A 17,912-nucleotide genomic window follows, 5' to 3' on the forward strand; every position below is an offset into this window, starting at 1 on the left:
GGTGGCATGACCGTCTGGAGCCAGCTCGTCGGGCAGGAGCACGCCATCGGCGCCCTGCAGGACGCCTCGACGCCCCGGGACGACCGTGGCCGGGAGTCGTCGTCGATGACGCACTCCTGGCTCATCACCGGCCCTCCCGGGTCCGGCCGTTCGAACCTCGCCTACGCGTTCGCCTCCGCACTGCTCTGCCGCCACGGCGGCTGCGGGGAGTGCCCCGACTGCCGCCAGGTCGCCGCCCGCTCCCATCCCGACCTCGCCGTGCTGACCACCGAGCGCGTGATCATCTCGATCGACGAGGTGCGGCGGCTGGTCAGCAGCTCGCAGTATTCGCCCTCGGTGTCGCGCTACCGCGTCATGGTCATCGAGGACGCCGACCGGATGAGCGAGCGCACGTCCAACGTGCTGCTGAAGGCGCTCGAGGAGCCACCGGAGCGCACGGTCTGGATCCTGTGCGCCCCGAGCGAGGCCGATCTGCTCCCCACCATCCGCTCCCGCGTCCGCTCCGTGCGGCTCCGCGTGCCGAGCGTCGAGGACGTCGCCGGTCTCCTCGAGCGCCGCGACGGGGTCGACCCCGAGACCGCCGAGCGCGCCGCCCGCCAGGCTCAGAGCCACATCGGGATGGCGCACCGCCTGGCGACCGACGCGAACGCGCGCGAGCGGCGCGAGGAGACGCTCCGCATCGCCCTGCGCCTCCGCGGCGTCTCGGACGCGGTGCTCGGCGCGGCGCGGATGATCGAGGTCGCGACCGAGGACGCCAAGGCGATCACCCTCGAGCGCGACGAGGCCGAGCGGCAGCAGGCGCTGCGCTCGCTCGGCGTCGAGCCCGGGGGCACCGTGCCCGCGCAGCTCCGCTCGCAGCTGCGGGCGCTCGAGGAGGACCAGAAGCGACGCGCGACGCGGAGCCTCCGCGACGGCCTCGACCGGATCCTCGTCGACCTGCTCTCCCTCTACCGCGACGTGGTGCGCCTCCAGCTCGGAGCGCCCGGCGGCGTCATCAACGAGGAGGTCCGGACCGAGATGACCGCGCTCGCCGACGCGACTCCGCCCGACCGCACGCTCGCCGTCCTCGACGCGATCGCGACAGCCCGGCAGCGGATCGACGCGAACGTCTCCCCGGTCCTCGCTCTCGAGGCGCTGCTCGTCGTCGCGGCGCGCCGCCCGGTGGCCGCGTGAGGCGGGGGCGCCGGTCGGCCGCCGTCGTCGCGCTCGCCGCGGCCGCGTCCCTCCTGACCGGCTGCTTCGCGCCCGGCCCGAGCGTCGACCGGACCTCCACCCCCTATCCGCAGACCGTCGACGACTCCCTGGAGCGCTACTACTCGCAGGTGCTGGTCTGGGACGACTGCGGCGACGGCGCTCTCTGCACCGACGCGACAGTCCCGCTCGACTGGGACGACCCCTCGGGGGAGACGGCGTCGATCGCCCTGGTGCGCCGACCCGCGACGAAGGGACCGGCGATCGGCTCCCTGCTCGTGAACCCGGGCGGACCGGGAGCGTCGGGCGTCGACTTCATCCGCGACAGCGCCGACTACGCGGTCGACTCCGCGCTCGCCGCCCGGTACGACGTCGTCGGCTTCGATCCGCGAGGAGTGGGCGCCTCGACCGCGGTCTCCTGCCTCGACGCCGCGGGCCTCGACTCCTACCTCTACGACATCACGCCGGGGGAGCGGGGCAGCGACGAGTGGATCCAGGCGCAGCGCACGACCGCCGCCGCGTTCGCCGCCGCCTGCCAGGAGCGCAGCGGGCCGCTGCTGCCCGAGGTCGGCACCCCGAGCGCCGCCCGTGATCTCGACGTGCTGCGCGCGGCGCTCGGCGACGAGACGCTGCACTACCTCGGCTACTCCTACGGCACGTTCCTCGGAGCGACCTACGCCGGGCTGTTCCCGGACCGGGTCGGCCGCCTCGTCCTCGACGGCGCGATCGACCCGGCGGCCACCTCGTTCGACGTGGTGCGCGAGCAGGCGAAGGGGTTCGAGAGCGCACTGCGCGCCTACCTCGCCGACTGCCTCCGCTCGGACGACTGCCCGTTCACCGGCACCGTCGACGCGGGGATGGCCCAGCTGAAGCGCATGCTCGAGGACGTGGACGCCTCGCCGATCCGGGCCGCCGATGGCCGTGAGCTCGGCGCGAGCACGCTGTTCACCGCGATCGTCTATCCGCTCTACGACGCCACGGCGTGGGGAGCGCTGAGCGAGATGCTGGCCGACGTCCGCCGGGGCGACCCCGCGGTCGCGTTCCAGTACGCGGACGCCTACAACGGGCGCGACGCGGACGGCCGGTACGCGGACAACACCACCGAGGCGTTCCTCGCGATCAACTGCGTCGACTACTCCTACGACGCCGACACCGCCTCGATGCGCGCCGACGAGGCCGCTCTCGAGCAGGCCGCGCCGACGATCGGCCGCTACATGGCCTACGGCGACATCCTCTGCAGCGAGTGGCCGGCGGCGTTCGAGGGCTCCCGCGAGCCGATCACCGCGGAGGGCTCGGCGCCCATCCTGGTCGTGGGCACCACGAACGATCCCGCGACGCCCTACGTGTGGGCGCAGGCGCTCGCGGGCGAGCTCTCCGCCGGTCACCTGGTCACCTACGACGGCGAGGGCCACACGGCCTACAACAAGTCGACGTCCTGCGTGAACGACGCGGTCGACGCGTACCTGCTCGAGGGGACCGTCCCGGAGGTGGATCCGCAGTGCTGACCGAGCAGGAGCGGCCCCGCGAGCAGCAGCCCGGGCTCCGCGAGCGCAAGCGCCTGGCCACGCGGCGGGCGATCGAGATCGCCGTCCTCCGCCTGGCGAGCGAGCGCGGGCCGGAGCGGGTGACCATCGAGGACGTCTCGCGCGCCGCCGACGTCTCCACGCGCACCTTCTTCAACTACTTCGCCTCGAAGGAGGACGCGCTGGTCGGCGGGCTCCCGGTCATCGCCGACGAGACGGCGGCGGCGTTCGTCGCGGGCCGGGGCGCCGTGCTCGAGGACCTGCAACGGGTCTTCGTCGCCGCGATGGAGGAGCCGCTCGAGGAGGATCGGGAGCTGCACGTCCTCCGCCGCGCGCTCTTCCGCGAGCACCCGCATCTGGTCGGTCTGAAGATCGCGGGCATGCGCGAGTTCGAGCTCGCGGTCGAGGGGCTCGTCGCCGAGCGTCTCGGCCAGGAGGACGACGACGCGGAGCGGGTGCGCAGCCGGGCGCGGATGCTGACGCTCCTCGGGCTCGCCGCCGTCCGCCACGCCTGGGCGGCCTGGGTCGATCACGACGGCCGGGAGGCCCTGCCCGGACGCATCGCCCGCTCCTTCGAGGAGCTCCGCGGCGCGCTCGCCTGAGCCGAGCGCGGCGGTCGCCGCCGCCGTCGCGGAGCCTCTGCTCGACCGCGCCGTCCTGATTCACGCCCGGGGGCGCGAGCAGGCTATGCTGTGTAATCGTGTCCGGGGCTCAGGCCCCGCGTGCACGCCGCCTTAGCTCAGTCGGCAGAGCGTCTCACTCGTAATGAGAAGGTCGTGGGTTCGATTCCCACAGGCGGCTCCCTCTCCCGTCATCCGCGACGTCCCGGCCGGATCCGCGAGTTCCCGGCCTCATCCGCGACCTCCAGGTCGCGTCGAACTCGCGTCGCTACCCTGTTGCGGATGACCGACACGCCTCCTCCCCGCCGTCGCCGCACTCTCGTGGTCGCCGCGGTGCTCGTGGCCGCCGTGCTCGGTGGCGGCGCCTTCGGCGTGGGGACGGCCCTCGGCAGCGCCGCGGAGCCCGGGGCGCTGCCCGTCGTCTCGACCCCGACCGCCACCGCGACTCCCACACCGACGCCGACGGCCACGGCGCGGCCCACCGCCGAAGCGGCGGCCGAGGCGCTCCGCACCTGCTCGGTGGCGGGGCTCGCCGCCGACTCGCGCCTGGGCTCGATGCAGGCGCGTGTGGTCGACGCCGCGACGGGCGAGGTCCTGTTCGACCGCGGGGGCGGGACCGCGTCCCGCACCGCCTCCGCCCTCAAGATCCTCACGGCCGCGTCGGCGCTCGCGGTCCTCGGCCCGGACACGCGCATCGCCACCACCGTGGTCCGCGGGAGCGAGCCCGGAAGCGTCGTCCTCGTCGGCGGGGGAGACCTCACCCTGACCCGGCTCCCGACCGGCCGGGAGTCGACCTACGCCGGAGCGGCCAACCTCGACGACCTCGCGGCGCAGGTCGAGAGCGCCTGGGAGGCGGACCCGTCCACCGCCGGGACGCCGATCACGTCGCTGGTGCTCGACTCCTCCCTCTACTCGGGCGAGACCTGGCAGCCGAGCTGGAACCGCAAGGAGCAGGTCGACGGCTACATGCCCGAGATCACGGCGCTCCAGGTGGACGGCGATCGCGAGGACCCCACGGCCTCGACCTCCGAGCGCGGCACGGATCCGGTCGGCCGGGCCGGAGAGGCGTTCGCCGACGAGCTGGACGGCTCGCCCGTGGTCTCCACCGGGACCGCTCCCGCGGGCGCCGCGGTTCTCGGCACGGTGGAGTCGGCCCCGGTCGGCACGCTCGTGCAGCAGATGCTGCTCGTCTCCGACAATGCGATCGCCGAGATGCTCGCGCGGCTCGTCGCGATCCGCACCGGCGCGGGCAGCGACTTCGCTGCCGAGCAGGCCGGTGTGCTGCAGGGGCTCGCCGGTTACGGCGTCGACACGTCCGGGATCGCGATCGTCGACGGCTCCGGCCTGAGCGACGACAACGCGGTCGCGCCGGCGTACTTCACCGAGCTGCTCCGGAAGGTGCAGGCCCGCGAGGGGCAGCTGGGGATCCTCCTGGACGGCCTGCCGGTGTCGGGCCGGACGGGCTCGCTCTCCTACTCCGACCGCTTCGCCGGCGACAACGCCGCGGCCGACGGCGCGGTGCGCGCGAAGACGGGCTGGATCGACACCGGCTACACCCTGGCAGGCGTGGTCACCGCGGCGGACGGCACCGAGCTGACCTTCGCGGTCTACGCTCTCGGCGACGTCTCCGACTCGGCGAAGACCGCGATCGACACCCTCGTGACGGGCGTCTACCGCTGCGGATCCTCGCTCTCCGACTCCTGACCCGGACGGGTCGACCTCCCGCTCCTCCTCGCCACCTCCTCCCGAAAGGCCCACGATGACCACCGCACTCCTGATCGTCGACGTGCAGAACGACTTCACCGAGGGCGGCGCGCTCGCCGTCACAGGCGGCGCGGCCGTCGCCCAGGGCATCACCGCGCATCTGGCGGCGCACGCCGACCGTTACTCCGCGGTGCTGGCCTCCCGCGACTGGCACGAGGGCGACTCCGACAACGGCGGCCACTTCGCGGTGGAGCCGGACTTCGTCGACAGCTGGCCCGTCCACTGCGTCGCCGGCACGGACGGCGCGCGGTTCCACCCGGCCCTGGACACCGCTCGGATCGACGTGCAGATCCTCAAGGGGCAGGGCCGCCCCTCCTACTCGGCCTTCGAGGGCACGACGGAGGCGGGCGAGGAGCTCGGCGCCGTGCTCGCGGAGCGGGGCGTCACCGCGCTCGACGTCGTGGGACTCGCGACCGACCACTGCGTGCGCGCCTCGGCACTCGACGCGCGACGGGCGGGGCTCGAGGTCCGCGTGCTCGAGGACCTGATCGCGGGCGTCTCCGAGGAGGCGAGTGCCGCGGCGCTGCGCGAGCTCACGGAGGCGGGAATCCGCGTCGAGCGGTCCGTCTGAGGGCTCGTCCCTCCACAGGGCTCAGGGAGGCGCAGGTCCTCGCGGCTCCCGGCGACACCGCCCCCGGAGCGATCGCCCGTCCTACACTGGGAGGACGAGAAGCTCCTCCTGGCGCGGTCTGCGCGCTCCGATCCGAAGAAGTGGTTCCCTCCTGTGACTGATTCCGTCGCGTCCCGCGCCGCCGAGACCGCTCTGCTCGCCCGCATCCCCACGCAGCTGCTGATCGGCGGTGAGTGGGTGGACGCCTCCGGCGGCGGCTCGATCGACGTCGAGGACCCGGCCACCGGAGCGGTCCTGGTCTCGATCGCCGACGCGACTCCGGAGGACGGGGTCCGGGCGCTCGACGCCGCCGTCGCCGCCGGTCCGTCGTGGGCCGCGACGGCGCCGCGGAAGCGGGGCGAGATCCTCCGGCGGGCGTTCGACCTCCTGCAGGAGCGCACCGAGGAGTTCGCGCTCCTGATGGCGCTCGAGATGGGCAAGCCGGTCGCGGAGGCGAGGGGCGAGGTCGTGTACGGCGGTGAGTTCCTCCGCTGGTTCAGCGAGGAGGCGGTGCGCATCAGCGGACGCTACGGCGTCTCGCCCGAGGGCAGCGGCCGGATGATCGTCTCGCAGCACCCGGTGGGCCCCTGCTACCTGATCACCCCCTGGAACTTCCCGCTCGCGATGGCGACGCGGAAGATCGCTCCGGCGCTGGCGGCGGGCTGCACCGTCGTCGTGAAGCCGGCCGAGCTCACTCCGCTCACCACGCTCGCCTTCGCGGCGCTGCTCGCCGAGGCGGGGCTCCCCGACGGCGTGGTCAACGTGGTCACCACGTCCTCGGCGGGAGCCGTGTCGGCTCCGATCTTGTCGGATCCCCGCCTGCGGAAGGTGTCCTTCACCGGCTCCACTCCCGTCGGGCGCACGCTGCTGCAGCAGGCGTCCGAGAACGTGCTGCGGACCTCGATGGAGCTGGGCGGCAACGCGCCCTTCGTCGTGTTCGAGGACGCCGACCTCGACCGGGCGGTCGAGGGCGCGATGCTCGCGAAGTTCCGCAACATCGGCCAGGCCTGCACGGCCGCCAACCGCTTCTTCGTGCACGAGTCGATCGCCGAGGAGTTCGCGGCGCGGATCGTGGAGCGCGTGAGCGCTCTGCGCGTCGGCCGCGGCACCGAGGACGGAGTGACCATCGGCCCGCTGATCGACGAGCGCGCGGTCGAGAAGGCGTCCGCGCTGGTGGAGGACGCAATCTCCCGCGGCGCGCGCCTGCTCACCGGCGGCGATCGGATCGAGGGGGCCGGCCACTTCTACCGGCCGACCGTGCTCGCGGGGGTCGACCGGGAGAGCGAGATCCTGCGCACCGAGATCTTCGGCCCGGTCCTCGCGATCGTGCCGTTCACCGACGAGGACGACGCCGTCGCGCTCGCCAACGACACCGAGTACGGACTGGTGTCCTACGTCTTCACGCGCGATCTCGCCCGCGGTCAGCGGATGATCGAGCGGCTCGCCACCGGGATGATGGGCCTCAACGTCGGCGTGGTGTCGAACGCGGCGGCGCCCTTCGGCGGGGTGAAGCAGTCGGGCCTCGGCCGCGAGGGCGGACTCGAGGGGATCCACGAGTACCTCAGCACCAAGTACACGCTCACCCCCGACCCCTTCGCCTGATCCGGTGGAGCGGATCGAGGTCACCGCGCTCGACGACCCGCGGCTGCGCGACTACGCGCACGCGACCGACGTCGCGCTGAAGAACGCCCGCGGCCCGCACGGCCTGTACATCGCGGAGTCGGCGCTCGTGCTCGAGCGCGCGATCGCCGCCGGGCACCGGCCGCGCTCGGTGCTCGCCCTCGGCGGTTCGGCCGGCGAGGCCGAGCGCCTGGTCGGCCGCTTCGACGTGCCCGTCTTCACGGGCCCGGGTGAGCTCCTGGCCGAGCTCACCGGGTACACCCTGCACCGCGGCCTGATCGCGGCGATGGACCGGCCCGTGCTGCCCGACCCGGCCGGCCTGCTCGCGGGAGCGCGCCGCGTCGTCGTGCTCGAGGACGTGGTCGACCCGACGAACGTCGGCGCGAGCTTCCGCTCGGTCGGGGCCATCGGAGCCGATGCCGTGCTGGTGACGCCGCGCTGCTCCGATCCGTACTACCGCCGCGCCATCCGCGTGAGCATGGGAACGGTCCTCCAGGTGCCCTGGACGCGCGTCGGCGACTGGCCGTCGACACAGCGGCTCCTGCACGGAGCGGGCTTCACGATCGCGGCGATGGCTCTGACCCCGGAGGCGGTGCCCCTGCGGGACTTCGCCGCCCGCGCTCCGGAGCGCGTCGCCCTCGTGCTCGGCACCGAGGGGCAGGGTCTCACCGCCGAAGCGCTCGCCGCCGCCGATGTCGCCGTCCAGATCCCGATGCGGCACGGAATCGACTCGCTCAACGTCGCTGCGGCGTCGGCGGTCGCGATGTGGGCGCTCGCCGAGCCCTCCTGAGAGGCGCGCCTGTGCCCCGTTGGGGGTGCCACTGGGGCGTGAGAGCGCGCCCAGCGCTCGCCGGAAGCATCGACTGCGCTACCGTGGCCGCACTCCTGCCCGCAGCCGTCACGAACGAGGTCGTCCATGCTCCTGCGCACGACGCTCCGCCCGCCCGTCGCGCTGCTCGTCGGAGTCGCGCTCGCACTGAGCCTCACCGCCTGCTCCGGTCCCGCCGCGGAGGTGCCGGACGGGTCCGTGCGCGACTCGGGCTCCGTCGCGACCGCCGCCCCGGCGCCCACCGGCACAGCCGATCCCGAGAGCGGCGCGCGCATGACCCGCCTGATCAGCGACTGCCTCGCCCGCTACGGTCTGAGCGACCGGCCGCCGCTCGCGAGCCCGCTCGCGGAGGAGGAGGTCCGCCTGGCGGCGCAGCGCGCCCGTGACGCGTACGACGCCACCCTGACCGACTGCTCGGCGCAGGCGCTCGCGTCCGGGGAGCCGAGCAGTGATCCGACGGGGGAGCCCGGCAGCGAGCCGACCGACGAGCCCGACGCCGACTCCACCCCCGCTCCGGCGGGCTGACCGTGCGACTCGAGGGGACGTCCGCGCTGATCGCGGGGGGAGCATCCGGACTGGGAGCCGCGACGGCGACGGCGCTCGACGCCGCAGGAGCGCACGTGGTCGTGCTCGACCTGCCGCACGCGGTGGAGGCCGCGCGTCTGCCCGCCTCCGTGCAGCTGATCGCCGGGGACGTCCTCGATCCGGACGCCGTCTCGCGCGCCGTGGCGGCGGCGGGGGAGCTGCGCGTCGCCGTGAGCTGTGCGGGCGTGGCCACACCCGGGCGGCTGCTCGGACGCGACGGGCCGCTGCCGCTCGAGCAGTTCGACCGGGTGCTGCGGATCAACACGACCGGGACGCTCAACGTGCTGCGCCTCGCCGCGGCGTCGATCGCCGAGCGGGAGCCGATCGATGGGGAGCGGGGAGTCCTGGTCACGACCGCCTCCGTCGCCGCCTTCGAGGGGCAGATCGGACAGGCGGCCTACGCCGCGTCGAAGGGAGCCGTGGCGGCGATGACCCTGCCGCTCGCGCGCGAGCTCGCGGCCCGGCTCGTGCGCGTGGTGTCGATCGCACCGGGCACGTTCGACACGCCCCTGCTCGCCGGGCTGCCGGACAGGGCCCGCGAGGCGCTCGGCTCGGCGACGCCGCATCCGGCTCGCCTCGGACGCCCCGAGGAGTTCGCGGCCCTGGTGCGGCACATCCTCGAGAACCCCATGATCAACGGCGAGACCATCCGGCTCGACGGGGCTCTGCGGCTGCCGCCGCGCTGAGGGACGAGCGGGCGCAGGCTGCCGGTCGAGACGTGCGGGCGTCTCGCTGCGCGGCTGGTCGACCGGCATGAGGCAGCGGCGGTCGCGAGACGCCGCTGCGGCGTCCGTCAGACGAGCAGCTGGTGCTTGGCGAGGTCCCGGTAGAGCGGCGTCGACTCGACGAGCTCGGAGTGGGTGCCGACTCCCACGACCTCGCCCTTCTGCAGCACGACGATGCGGTCGGAATCGACCACCGTCGACAGGCGGTGCGCGATCACCAGCAGGGTCCGGTTCTCGGCGACCGCGTCGATCGCCAGGCGCAGGCGCTGCTCGTTGAGTCCGTCGAGGCTCGACGTGGACTCGTCCAGCAGCAGGATCGGCGGGGCCGCCAGGAGCGCGCGGCCGATCGCGAGGCGCTGACGCTCACCGCCCGAGAGCATCACTCCGCTCTCGCCCACCGGCGCGTGCAGGCCGAGCGGGTTGCGCTCGAGCACGTCGGTCAGGTTCACCGCCTCGAGCACCCGGAGGCAGTCGGCGTCGTCGGCGTCGGGGCGGCCGAGGACGAGGTTCTCGCGGATGGTGCCGGCCAGGACCGGGGCGTCCTGCTCGACGTAGCCGATCTGCGCGCGGAGCGCATCGCGGTCGATGGCCGTGATGTCGACACCGCCGAGTCGGACGACGCCGCCCTCCGGGTCGTAGAACCGCTCGATGAGGGCGAGGATCGTGCTCTTGCCCGCTCCCGACGGCCCGACCAGGGCGGTGCGCTTGCCGCGCGGCACGGTGAAGGAGACGCCGCGCAGGACGGTGCGGTCGCGCTCGTCCGCTACGGCCGCCGCGTCGGGCACGGCGCCCTCCTCGTAGGAGAACACCACGTCCTCGAAGGAGATGGCCTCCTCCGCCACGCCGGCGCCGAGGCCGCCCGCGGAGGCGTCGCCGTCGCCCTCGATCGGCAGGTCGATGATCTCCTGAATGCGGCCGAGGGCGCCCAGCGCCGAGTTCACCGAGGTGATGGCGCCGATGAAGTTGCCGAGCGGCATCACCATCATGAAGAGGAAGAGGATGAACGAGACCAGCTGGGCGATGTCGATCGCGCCGGACGCGACGCGGTAGCCGCCGACGCCGAGGACGGCGAGGAAGGCGACCTGCATGGCGATCCCGGCCACCGGCACCACGAGGGCCGAGACGTGCGCGACGCGGATCCCGAGGCGGTACGCCTCCGTCGCGTGCTGGTCGACGACCGCGATCTCGCGATCGGTGGCTCCGGCGGCACGGATCGTCCGGACGGCGCTGATGGCGCGCTCGACGGCCGCGGCCAGATCGCCGACCTTCTCCTGGGCCTTGCGGCTGGCGGTGCGGATGCCGCGGCCGAGGGTCAGCGCGAGCCCGAGGGCCACCGCCACCACCGCCACGATGATCAGCAGCAGCACCCAGTCGATGACGGCCATCGCGATGATCGCGCCGACGAAGACGAGGGAGCCCGCGATCGAGTCGACGAGCCCCTGGGTCAGCACGGCGCGCAGGAGCGTGGAGTCGGAGCCGACGCGCGAGACGAGGTCGCCGGTGCGGCGCGCGTCGAACTCCCGGATGGGGAGGCGCAGCAGCCGCGCGACGAGGCGGCGGCGGCTCGAGAGCACGATCCCCTCGCCGGTGCGCTGGAGCAGGTAGTGCGCGAAGCCCGAGATCAGCCCGGAGGCCACGACCAGGCCGACGAGGGCCCACACCAGCGGGCCGAGATCGAGACCGGACTGGACCCGGGTGATGACCTGGCCGACGAGCAGGGGCTGGCCGAGGCTCGCCGCCGCTCCGAACAGGCTGAGGACCACGACGACCGAGAGGATGCCGCGGTGCTCGAGCAGGTAGGGCACGAGCTGCGAGAAGGAGGCGCGGGGTCCGTCGTCGCGGGAGGGTCGTCGTCCGCCGCGCCGGGAGGTGGTGGTGCTCATCGCCGTCCATTCTGCCCCGTCGTCGCTGCGAGCAGGCCGCCAGAGGGCGGGCCCGGTGCTCAGGGAGGGAGCGGAGACGCGGACGGCCCGCCGGGGGATCCCGTCGGGCCGTCCTCTGCAGGGAGTCCTACGAGACGTTGTCGTGGTACGACGCGTTCTTCGTCTCCTTGGAGAGCAGGAGCGCGATCAGCGTCAGCACGGCCGCGGCGCTGAGGTAGAGGCCGACCAGCACGGTGCTGCCGCCCGCCGCCCTCCAGAGCGCGACCGCGATGATCGGCGCGAGGGCCGCTCCGAGGATCGACGCGAGGTTGTACGCCATCGCCGAGCCGGTGTAGCGGACGTTGGTCGGGAACAGCTCGGGGAGGACGGCGCCCATCGGGCCGAAGGTCAGGCCCATCAGCGTGAAGCCGAGGATCAGGACCGCCATGACGCCCGCGAAGCCGGCGCTGAACAGGGGCACGAAGAGCAGGCCGAAGACGAGGATCGCCGCGGTCACCACGAGCAGCGTGCGCCGGCGGCCGAAGCGCTCCGCGAGCGGGCCGGAGACGAGCGTGAAGATCCCGAAGAACACGACGCCGACGATCAGCATGACGAGGAAGTCGTTGCGGGTGTAGCCGAGGCCCGGAACCGCGCCGTCGACGGGCGAGGTGCCGTAGGTCAGCGTGAACGTGGTCATGAGGTAGAAGAGCACGTAGGTCGCCAGCATGATGAAGGTGCCCAGGATGAGCGGGCGCCAGCTGGTGACGAAGACGCGGGCGAGGGGCAGCTTGGCGACCTCGCCCTTCTCGACGACCTTCTGGAACGCGGGCGTCTCGACGAGCTTGAACCGCACGTAGAGCCCGATGATCACGAGCACGGCGCTCGCCAGGAACGGCACGCGCCAGCCCCAGGCCGCGAACGTCTCGTCGCTCATCGTGCTCGCGAGCACCAGGAACAGGACGTTGGCGACGATGAAGCCGATCGGTGCGCCCAGCTGCGGGAAGGTGCCGTAGATGGCGCGCTTGCCGGCCGGTGCGTTCTCGGTCGCGAGCAGCGCGGCTCCGGACCACTCGCCGCCGAGGCCGAGGCCCTGGCAGAAGCGCATCACGACGAGCAGGAACGGAGCGAGGAACTCCCAGCCGGGCGTGAGCGCGGTGGGCAGGCAGCCGATCAGGAAGGTCGCGACGCCCATGGTGAGCAGCGAGGCGACGAGGGTGCCCTTGCGGCCGACGCGGTCGCCGAAGTGGCCGAAGATGATCGACCCGATCGGGCGCGCGATGAACGCGACGCCGAAGACGGCGAAGGAGGCGAGGAGGGCCGTGGCCGGGTCCTCGTTGACGAAGAAGAGCGACGGGAAGACCAGGACGGCGGCGGTCGCGTAGGCGTAGAAGTCGTAGAACTCGATCGAGGTGCCGATGAGGCTGGCGAGGATGACGCGGCCGCGGGAGTTCTGCGGGGCGGCCGCTGGCGCGTCGGAGACGGCGGGAGAAGACATGAGGGAGGGGCTCCGTGTGGACGGCGGCTCCCCCCGAGCCGGCGGGGCGGGGCGTCGATCGGGCGTCGCGGGCCGCTGAGGCGAGGGGGAGGAGAGAGGGGTCGCTCGTGACGACCCGTCCACTTTACTCCGTGTTCTCCCAGGTTCGTGTGCGGGCGGCCCCAGGACGGGGGCCGCCCGCAGTGGTTCAGCCGCGCAGCGAGCGGAGGAGCAGAGCGGTCGAGACCGCCGCCTCGGCCGCCTCGCGCCCCTTGTCCTCCTTCGAGCCGGGAAGGCCCGCGCGATCGATGCCCTGCTGCTCGGTGTCGAGGGTGAGCACGCCGAAGCCGACCGGCTTGCCGGTCAGGATCGAGACGGTGGTGAGCCCGGAGGTGGCGGCGTCCGAGACGTACTCGAAGTGCGGGGTGCCGCCGCGGATGATCACGCCGAGGGCGACGACCGCGTCGGCCCCCGCCTCCAGGGCCGCCTTCGAGGCGACGGGCAGCTCGAACGAGCCGGGCACGCGCACGAGCGACCAGGACGCTCCGGCCTCGTCGAGGGCTCGGCCCGCTCCGGCGATCAGGCCGTCGCTGATCTGCTCGTGCCAGGTCCCCGCGATGACGACGACGCGCAGTCCTGCGCCGTCGAGAGGGGAGGTGGTGGGGGCGCCGCTACCGGCCATTGCTACTCCTTCGTGGTGGCGCCGGCGATCCCGGCGTCGAGGGCGAGGCCGGAGATCCCGGCGTCGAGGGGGTCGTGGTCGAGGACGCTGTCGAGGGTGTGGCCCATGCGGTCGCGCTTGGTCTCGAGGTAGCCCTCGTTGAAGGCGCCGACCCCGACGACGAGCGGCACGCGCTCGGCGACGACGATGCCGCGGTCGGTGAGCTGGCGGACCTTCTCGGGGTTGTTGGTGAGCAGGCGCACCTCGGTGAGGCCGAGGTCCTCGAGGATCCCGACCGCCGCTCCGTAGTCCCGCGCGTCGGCGGGGAGCCCGAGGGCGAGGTTCGCGTCGAGGGTGTCGAGTCCGTCCTCCTGCAGGCGGTAGGCGCGCAGCTTGTTGATCAGGCCGATGCCCCGGCCCTCGTGACCGCGGAGGTAGACGACGACGCCGCCGTCCCGCTGGATCGTGTCGAGGGCGGCGTCGAGCTGGGGCCCGCACTCGCACTTCAGCGAGCCGAACGCCTCGCCGGTCAGGCACTCGGAGTGCACGCGCACCAGGGCGGGCCGCCCCGCGGCGACCTCTCCCGCGAGGATCGCGACGTGATCCGCTCCGGTCTGCCGGTCGCGGTAGGCGCGGATCCGGAACGGGCCGTGGGTGGTCGGCACCGTGGTCTCGACCTCGAAGCTCACCCGCGCGCTCTCCGGGACCGCGACCGTGACGGGCACCTCCGCGTCGCAGTGGAACTCCTGCAGGTACGCGATGAGGGCCGCGACCGTGGTCACCGGCACGCCCTCGCGCTCGCCGAGAGCGATCAGCCCGGGCAGCCGCATCATCTCGCCGTCCTCGGCGACGATCTCGGAGATCGCGCCCACGGGGTACAGGCCGGCGAGCTTCATCAGGTCGACGGCCGCCTCCGTGTGCCCGTCGCGCTCGCGCACGCCGCCGTCGACGGCGCGCAGCGGCAGGATGTGGCCGGGGCGGTTCAGGCGGGAGGGGGTCGCCTCGGGATCGGCCAGCACGCGCAGGGTGTGCGCGCGATCGGAGGCGCTGATGCCGGTGGAGAGCCGGTCGGCGGCGTCGACGGAGAGCGTGTAGGCGGTGCCGCGCGGGTCCTCGTTCTCGACCACCATCAGCGGCAGGGCGAGGCGGTCGGCGATCTCGTTGGTCATCGGCGCGCAGATGAACCCGGAGGAGTGGCGGACCATCCAGGCGATCGTCTCCTGGCTGGCGAGCTGGGCCGAGACGATGACGTCGCCCTCGTTCTCGCGGCCCTCGTCGTCCGCGACGATGATCGGGCGCCCGGCGCGCAGCGCCTCGACGGCCTCGGGGATGGTGGCGAGGCTCATGAGCGGGCCTCCGCGATCGAGCGCAGCGCGAGCATCCGCTCGACGTGGCGGGCCAGGACGTCGGTCTCGATGTTGACCTGATCGCCGATCGCGCGCGCGCCCAGCGTGGTGACGGCGAGCGTCTCGGGGATCAGCGAGACCTCGAACCACTGCTCCGGCACGGCGGCGGGGCTGATCGCCGAGACGGTCAGCGAGACGCCGTCCACCGCGATCGAGCCCTTGTCGACGACGAGCGGAGCGATGCCGGTCGGCAGCGAGAACCGCAGCACCCGCCAGGCCTCGCCCGGTGCGATGGCGAGCAGCGTCGCCGTGCCGTCGATGTGGCCCTGGACGATGTGGCCGCCGAGCCGGTCGCCCACCAGCGCGGCGCGCGCGAGATTCACGGGGTCGCCGACGCCCACGGTGTCGAGGGTCGACATCCGCAGGGTCTGCGCCATGACGTCGGCGGTGAAGCCCTCGTCCGTGTGCTCGACGACGGTGAGGCAGACGCCCGAGACCGCGATCGAGTCGCCGTGCCGCACGCCCTCGACGGCGAGGGGCCCGCGGATGCTGAGGCGGATCGCGTCGGCGCCCGCCTCGACGGCGGTCACGACGCCCTTCTCCTCGATGATTCCGGTGAACATCAGTGGGTCTCCATCTGCAGGGCGTGGGGGAGGCGGGCCGGGGTGCCGGCACCGCCCGCGGGGAGGACGTCGGGGCGCGCGGTCACGAGGAGGTCGTCGCCGAGGATCTCGACCGAGCGGAGGGAGAGGCGCCGGGCCCCGCCGATGCTCTCCACGCCGAGGTCGCCGAGCGCGAGGCGGGGGCCGCCGAGGAGCGCGGGCGCGAGGAACACGAGGTACTCGTCGACCAGTCCGGCGGCGACGAGCGCGGAGGCGAGGGTCGGTCCGGCCTCGACGTAGACGCTGCGGATCTCGGCGGAGTAGAGGTGCGCGAGGACCGCGGCGAGGTCGCGGGTGCGCTCGACCACGACGGCGCGGGGGTGCTCGTGCAGGCGGGCGCCTGGCGGCACGGGGCGCGTGCCGACGACGACGGGCACCGGCTGGTGGGCGAGGAGCTCGCCTCCGTCGCCGCGGGCGGTGAGCGCGGGATCGTCGGCGAGGACGGTCCCGGTGCCGACGAGGATCGCGTCGTGCGCGGCACGCTGCTCGTGCACGCGCTGACGGGCCGCCGCTCCGGTGATCCAGCGGCTGCTGCCGTCCGCCGCCGCGGTGCGGCCGTCGAGGGTCGAGGCCCACTTGAGCGTGACGAAGGGGCGGTGCAGGCGGGTCGCGGTGAGCCACGGGTGGAGGAACTGCTCTCCCTCCTCGGCGAGCACGCCCTCGATCACCTCGACGCCGGCCTCGCGGAGGGTGCGACCGCCGCCGGCCGAGCGCTCGCCCGGGTCCGGCACGGCGTAGACGACGCGGGAGACGCCCGCCTCGATCAGGGCGCGGCTGCAGGGACCCGTGCGCCCGGTGTGGTCGCACGGCTCGAGCGAGACGACGGCCGTCGCGCCGTCAGCGGCGCCCGCCGCGACGTGCGACAGGGCGTCGACCTCCGCGTGCGCGGTGCCGGCTCCGTGGTGCCAGCCCTCGCCGAGGACGGTGCCGTCGGGCGCGAGGATCACGCAGCCCACGCGCGGGTTGGGTCCGCGGGCGGGCCCGCGCTCGGCGAGCGCCAGCGCCCGGCGCATCGCGTGCTCGTAGTCGATCGTCATTCCCGGTTCTTCCGTTCGTCGCCGAACTCCGGGGTCTCGAGGGACGGTGCGCGGGCACCGTCGCTCAGCATCGCGCGGTGATGCGCGACGCTCGTGCTGCCTCTCCTCCGGACTTTCACCGTCGGTCCTGGAGTTCCACCAGGTCAACCGCCGCCCCTCTCGAGGGGCTGCGGCTCGCGGACTGTGACCGCCGGTTCGGAATTCCCACCGACCCCGGAGCACGTGCTGTCCCGTCAGCCTACCCACCCGCCGCCCGGCGGGAGCCTCCGCGCGTCACACTCCCGGCGCACGGTCGGCTGGCGCGGGCGGGCGGCGCTCGGACGCAGGGGCCGGGTCGCGCTCGTCGAGTCCCGCGCGGCAAAGGACGCCCGGCTCAGTGCCGGTGCTCGTCCACCCAGCGCGGGAAGGGGTCCGCGTACTCCGCCCAGGCGGCGGGGCCGGCCAGCAGCTCCTCGGGGGTGAGCAGGCAGCTCTGCAGGACGGCGTTCAGCCTCCCGGTGTCCAGGCCCGTCCCGAAGAAGGCGAGCTCCTGGCCGAGAGGCGCGTCCTCGTCCCAGCTGAGCAGGCTGGTCGGGTCCAGCGTCAGCACGTCGCCGGCGACCGACCACGAGCCGACCCGGTCGGCGCGCGTCGCCAGGCGCACCAGGCCGCGGGAGCGGAGGATGCGGCCCACCTTCTCCGCCACCAGCTCCTCGTGGACCGCCGTGCTCAGGCGGCCGGGGTGGAAGGGCAGCGGATCGCGGAACACGAACTCCTCGACGGTCGTGCCCGAGGCGCGGCGCCGCGAGGTCCCGTTGAGGGCGCACTGCCAGCCCATCGAGGAGGCGATCGCGTGCGCGCGCCGGGGGTGGAGCCTCCGTGGCGCCGCCGGGAGCTCACCGGCGGGGAGGAGATCGGCGGTGGGGGCGAGTGCTCGCAGGAGGTCGCGGACGAGTGCGGTCCGCTCGGGGTCGCTCTCGGAGAGGGGCTCGGCGAGGGCGATGAGGCTCGAGAACTCCAGGCGGGCGGCGAGGCGCTCCGCCGAGTCGAAGGAGGGGCCCGCGCCGCCGCAGAGCACGCGCAGGATCTCCTCCGTCGACGTCACGGCGACCACGTCGAGGATCGCGATGCGGGTGTCGGCGGGATGCCGCTGCGCGCAGAGGTGCTCGAGCACGAGTCCGATCTCGAGCGGGTCGGCCTGGCCATCGAGGGCGACGACCGTGTGACCGCGGTGGCCGTCGTCGGCGTCGGCCGCGAGGCGCCGATGGAGCTCCTCGGCGAGAGCGGGACCGTCGGCGCCGGGCGGATCGACCTCGAAGGCGATCCGGGACTCGGGCCTGCCGGCGAGGAGTGCGGCGGTCCGCCCGGCGTCGCGGGGGTCGGTCGCGGTGACGAGGGTGACGGCGAGGACGGGGGGTGCGGGG

The 17,912-nt window shown here is 73.8% G+C and carries 16 protein-coding genes, 1 tRNA gene and 1 riboswitch; of the genes, 10 read left to right on the forward strand and 7 right to left on the reverse strand.

The features are described 5' to 3' along the window. Nucleotides 1–6 precede the first annotated feature (6 nt). The 10 genes from C5C10_RS13695 to C5C10_RS13740 all read left to right on the forward strand — a co-directional run bounded on the left by C5C10_RS13695 (nucleotide 7) and on the right by C5C10_RS13740 (nucleotide 9,428). Complete coding sequence (locus C5C10_RS13695; RefSeq protein WP_104222203.1) at nucleotides 7–1,173, forward strand: DNA polymerase III subunit delta'; 1,167 nt, start codon at nucleotides 7–9, stop codon at nucleotides 1,171–1,173. After that, on the forward strand, nucleotides 1,170–2,696 hold the full coding sequence (locus tag C5C10_RS13700; RefSeq protein ID WP_104329500.1) for an alpha/beta hydrolase: 1,527 nt from the start codon (nucleotides 1,170–1,172) through the stop codon (nucleotides 2,694–2,696). Before C5C10_RS13695 ends, C5C10_RS13700 begins: the two co-directional genes overlap by 4 nt. Next, nucleotides 2,690–3,316 carry a TetR/AcrR family transcriptional regulator gene (locus tag C5C10_RS17910; protein ID WP_159939603.1) on the forward strand — a complete coding sequence of 209 codons (627 nt, stop codon included), beginning with the start codon at nucleotides 2,690–2,692 and terminating at the stop codon, nucleotides 3,314–3,316. The genes C5C10_RS13700 and C5C10_RS17910 overlap by 7 nt, the downstream gene beginning before the upstream one ends. A 126-nt stretch (nucleotides 3,317–3,442) precedes the next feature. Next, a tRNA-Thr gene (locus C5C10_RS13710) sits at nucleotides 3,443–3,515 on the forward strand. Nucleotides 3,516–3,616: 101 nt separating this feature from the next. Beyond that, nucleotides 3,617–5,038, forward strand: a complete 1,422-nt coding sequence (dacB, locus tag C5C10_RS13715; protein WP_104329501.1) for a D-alanyl-D-alanine carboxypeptidase/D-alanyl-D-alanine-endopeptidase — start codon at nucleotides 3,617–3,619, stop codon at nucleotides 5,036–5,038. Nucleotides 5,039–5,093: 55 nt separating this feature from the next. Next, nucleotides 5,094–5,669 carry a nicotinamidase gene (locus tag C5C10_RS13720; protein WP_104227241.1) on the forward strand — a complete coding sequence of 192 codons (576 nt, stop codon included), beginning with the start codon at nucleotides 5,094–5,096 and terminating at the stop codon, nucleotides 5,667–5,669. A gap of 153 nt (nucleotides 5,670–5,822) precedes the next feature. Then, nucleotides 5,823–7,310 carry an NAD-dependent succinate-semialdehyde dehydrogenase gene (locus C5C10_RS13725; RefSeq protein WP_104329502.1) on the forward strand — a complete coding sequence of 496 codons (1,488 nt, stop codon included), beginning with the start codon at nucleotides 5,823–5,825 and terminating at the stop codon, nucleotides 7,308–7,310. 4 nt (nucleotides 7,311–7,314) lie between these two features. Then, nucleotides 7,315–8,118 (forward strand): RNA methyltransferase, encoded by an 804-nt coding sequence (locus tag C5C10_RS13730; RefSeq protein WP_104329503.1) that lies wholly within the window; start codon nucleotides 7,315–7,317, stop codon nucleotides 8,116–8,118. 126 nt (nucleotides 8,119–8,244) lie between these two features. Then, the gene (locus tag C5C10_RS13735) at nucleotides 8,245–8,682 is read left to right on the forward strand and encodes a hypothetical protein (protein WP_104233723.1); all 438 of its coding nucleotides are present in this window, start codon (nucleotides 8,245–8,247) and stop codon (nucleotides 8,680–8,682) included. A 2-nt stretch (nucleotides 8,683–8,684) separates the two neighbouring features. Further along, the gene (locus C5C10_RS13740) at nucleotides 8,685–9,428 is read left to right on the forward strand and encodes an SDR family oxidoreductase (protein ID WP_104329504.1); all 744 of its coding nucleotides are present in this window, start codon (nucleotides 8,685–8,687) and stop codon (nucleotides 9,426–9,428) included. Nucleotides 9,429–9,535: 107 nt separating this feature from the next. Here C5C10_RS13740 and C5C10_RS13745 read toward each other — a convergent pair whose 3' ends face one another. The 7 genes from C5C10_RS13745 to C5C10_RS13775 form a co-directional block, all read right to left on the reverse strand. Beyond that, nucleotides 9,536–11,350, reverse strand: coding sequence for an ABC transporter ATP-binding protein (locus C5C10_RS13745; RefSeq protein ID WP_104329505.1), 1,815 nt, complete (start codon nucleotides 11,348–11,350; stop codon nucleotides 9,536–9,538). Nucleotides 11,351–11,477: 127 nt separating this feature from the next. Beyond that, on the reverse strand, nucleotides 11,478–12,824 hold the full coding sequence (locus tag C5C10_RS13750) for an MFS transporter (protein ID WP_104222221.1): 1,347 nt from the start codon (nucleotides 12,822–12,824) through the stop codon (nucleotides 11,478–11,480). Between the two features lie 187 nt (nucleotides 12,825–13,011). Then, complete coding sequence (gene ribH / locus C5C10_RS13755; protein ID WP_104292283.1) at nucleotides 13,012–13,485, reverse strand: 6,7-dimethyl-8-ribityllumazine synthase; 474 nt, start codon at nucleotides 13,483–13,485, stop codon at nucleotides 13,012–13,014. 2 nt (nucleotides 13,486–13,487) lie between these two features. Beyond that, nucleotides 13,488–14,810: a GTP cyclohydrolase II gene (gene ribA / locus C5C10_RS13760; RefSeq protein ID WP_104222225.1), complete on the reverse strand. Its 1,323-nt coding sequence runs from the start codon at nucleotides 14,808–14,810 to the stop codon at nucleotides 13,488–13,490. Further along, the gene (locus C5C10_RS13765) at nucleotides 14,807–15,433 is read right to left on the reverse strand and encodes a riboflavin synthase (protein ID WP_104329506.1); all 627 of its coding nucleotides are present in this window, start codon (nucleotides 15,431–15,433) and stop codon (nucleotides 14,807–14,809) included. Before C5C10_RS13765 ends, ribA begins: the two co-directional genes overlap by 4 nt. Then, nucleotides 15,433–16,509, reverse strand: a complete 1,077-nt coding sequence (gene ribD / locus C5C10_RS13770) for a bifunctional diaminohydroxyphosphoribosylaminopyrimidine deaminase/5-amino-6-(5-phosphoribosylamino)uracil reductase RibD (RefSeq protein WP_258060595.1) — start codon at nucleotides 16,507–16,509, stop codon at nucleotides 15,433–15,435. The genes C5C10_RS13765 and ribD overlap by 1 nt, the downstream gene beginning before the upstream one ends. A gap of 91 nt (nucleotides 16,510–16,600) precedes the next feature. Beyond that, a riboswitch (FMN riboswitch) is annotated at nucleotides 16,601–16,733 on the reverse strand. Nucleotides 16,734–16,882: 149 nt separating this feature from the next. Further along, nucleotides 16,883–17,912: GTP-binding protein (locus tag C5C10_RS13775; RefSeq protein WP_104329507.1), on the reverse strand; the 1,030-nt coding region annotated here is incomplete at its 5' end.

Origin of the sequence: Rathayibacter sp. AY1A3 (genome assembly GCF_002930975.1) — a bacterium.
Classification (GTDB): domain Bacteria; phylum Actinomycetota; class Actinomycetes; order Actinomycetales; family Microbacteriaceae; genus Rathayibacter.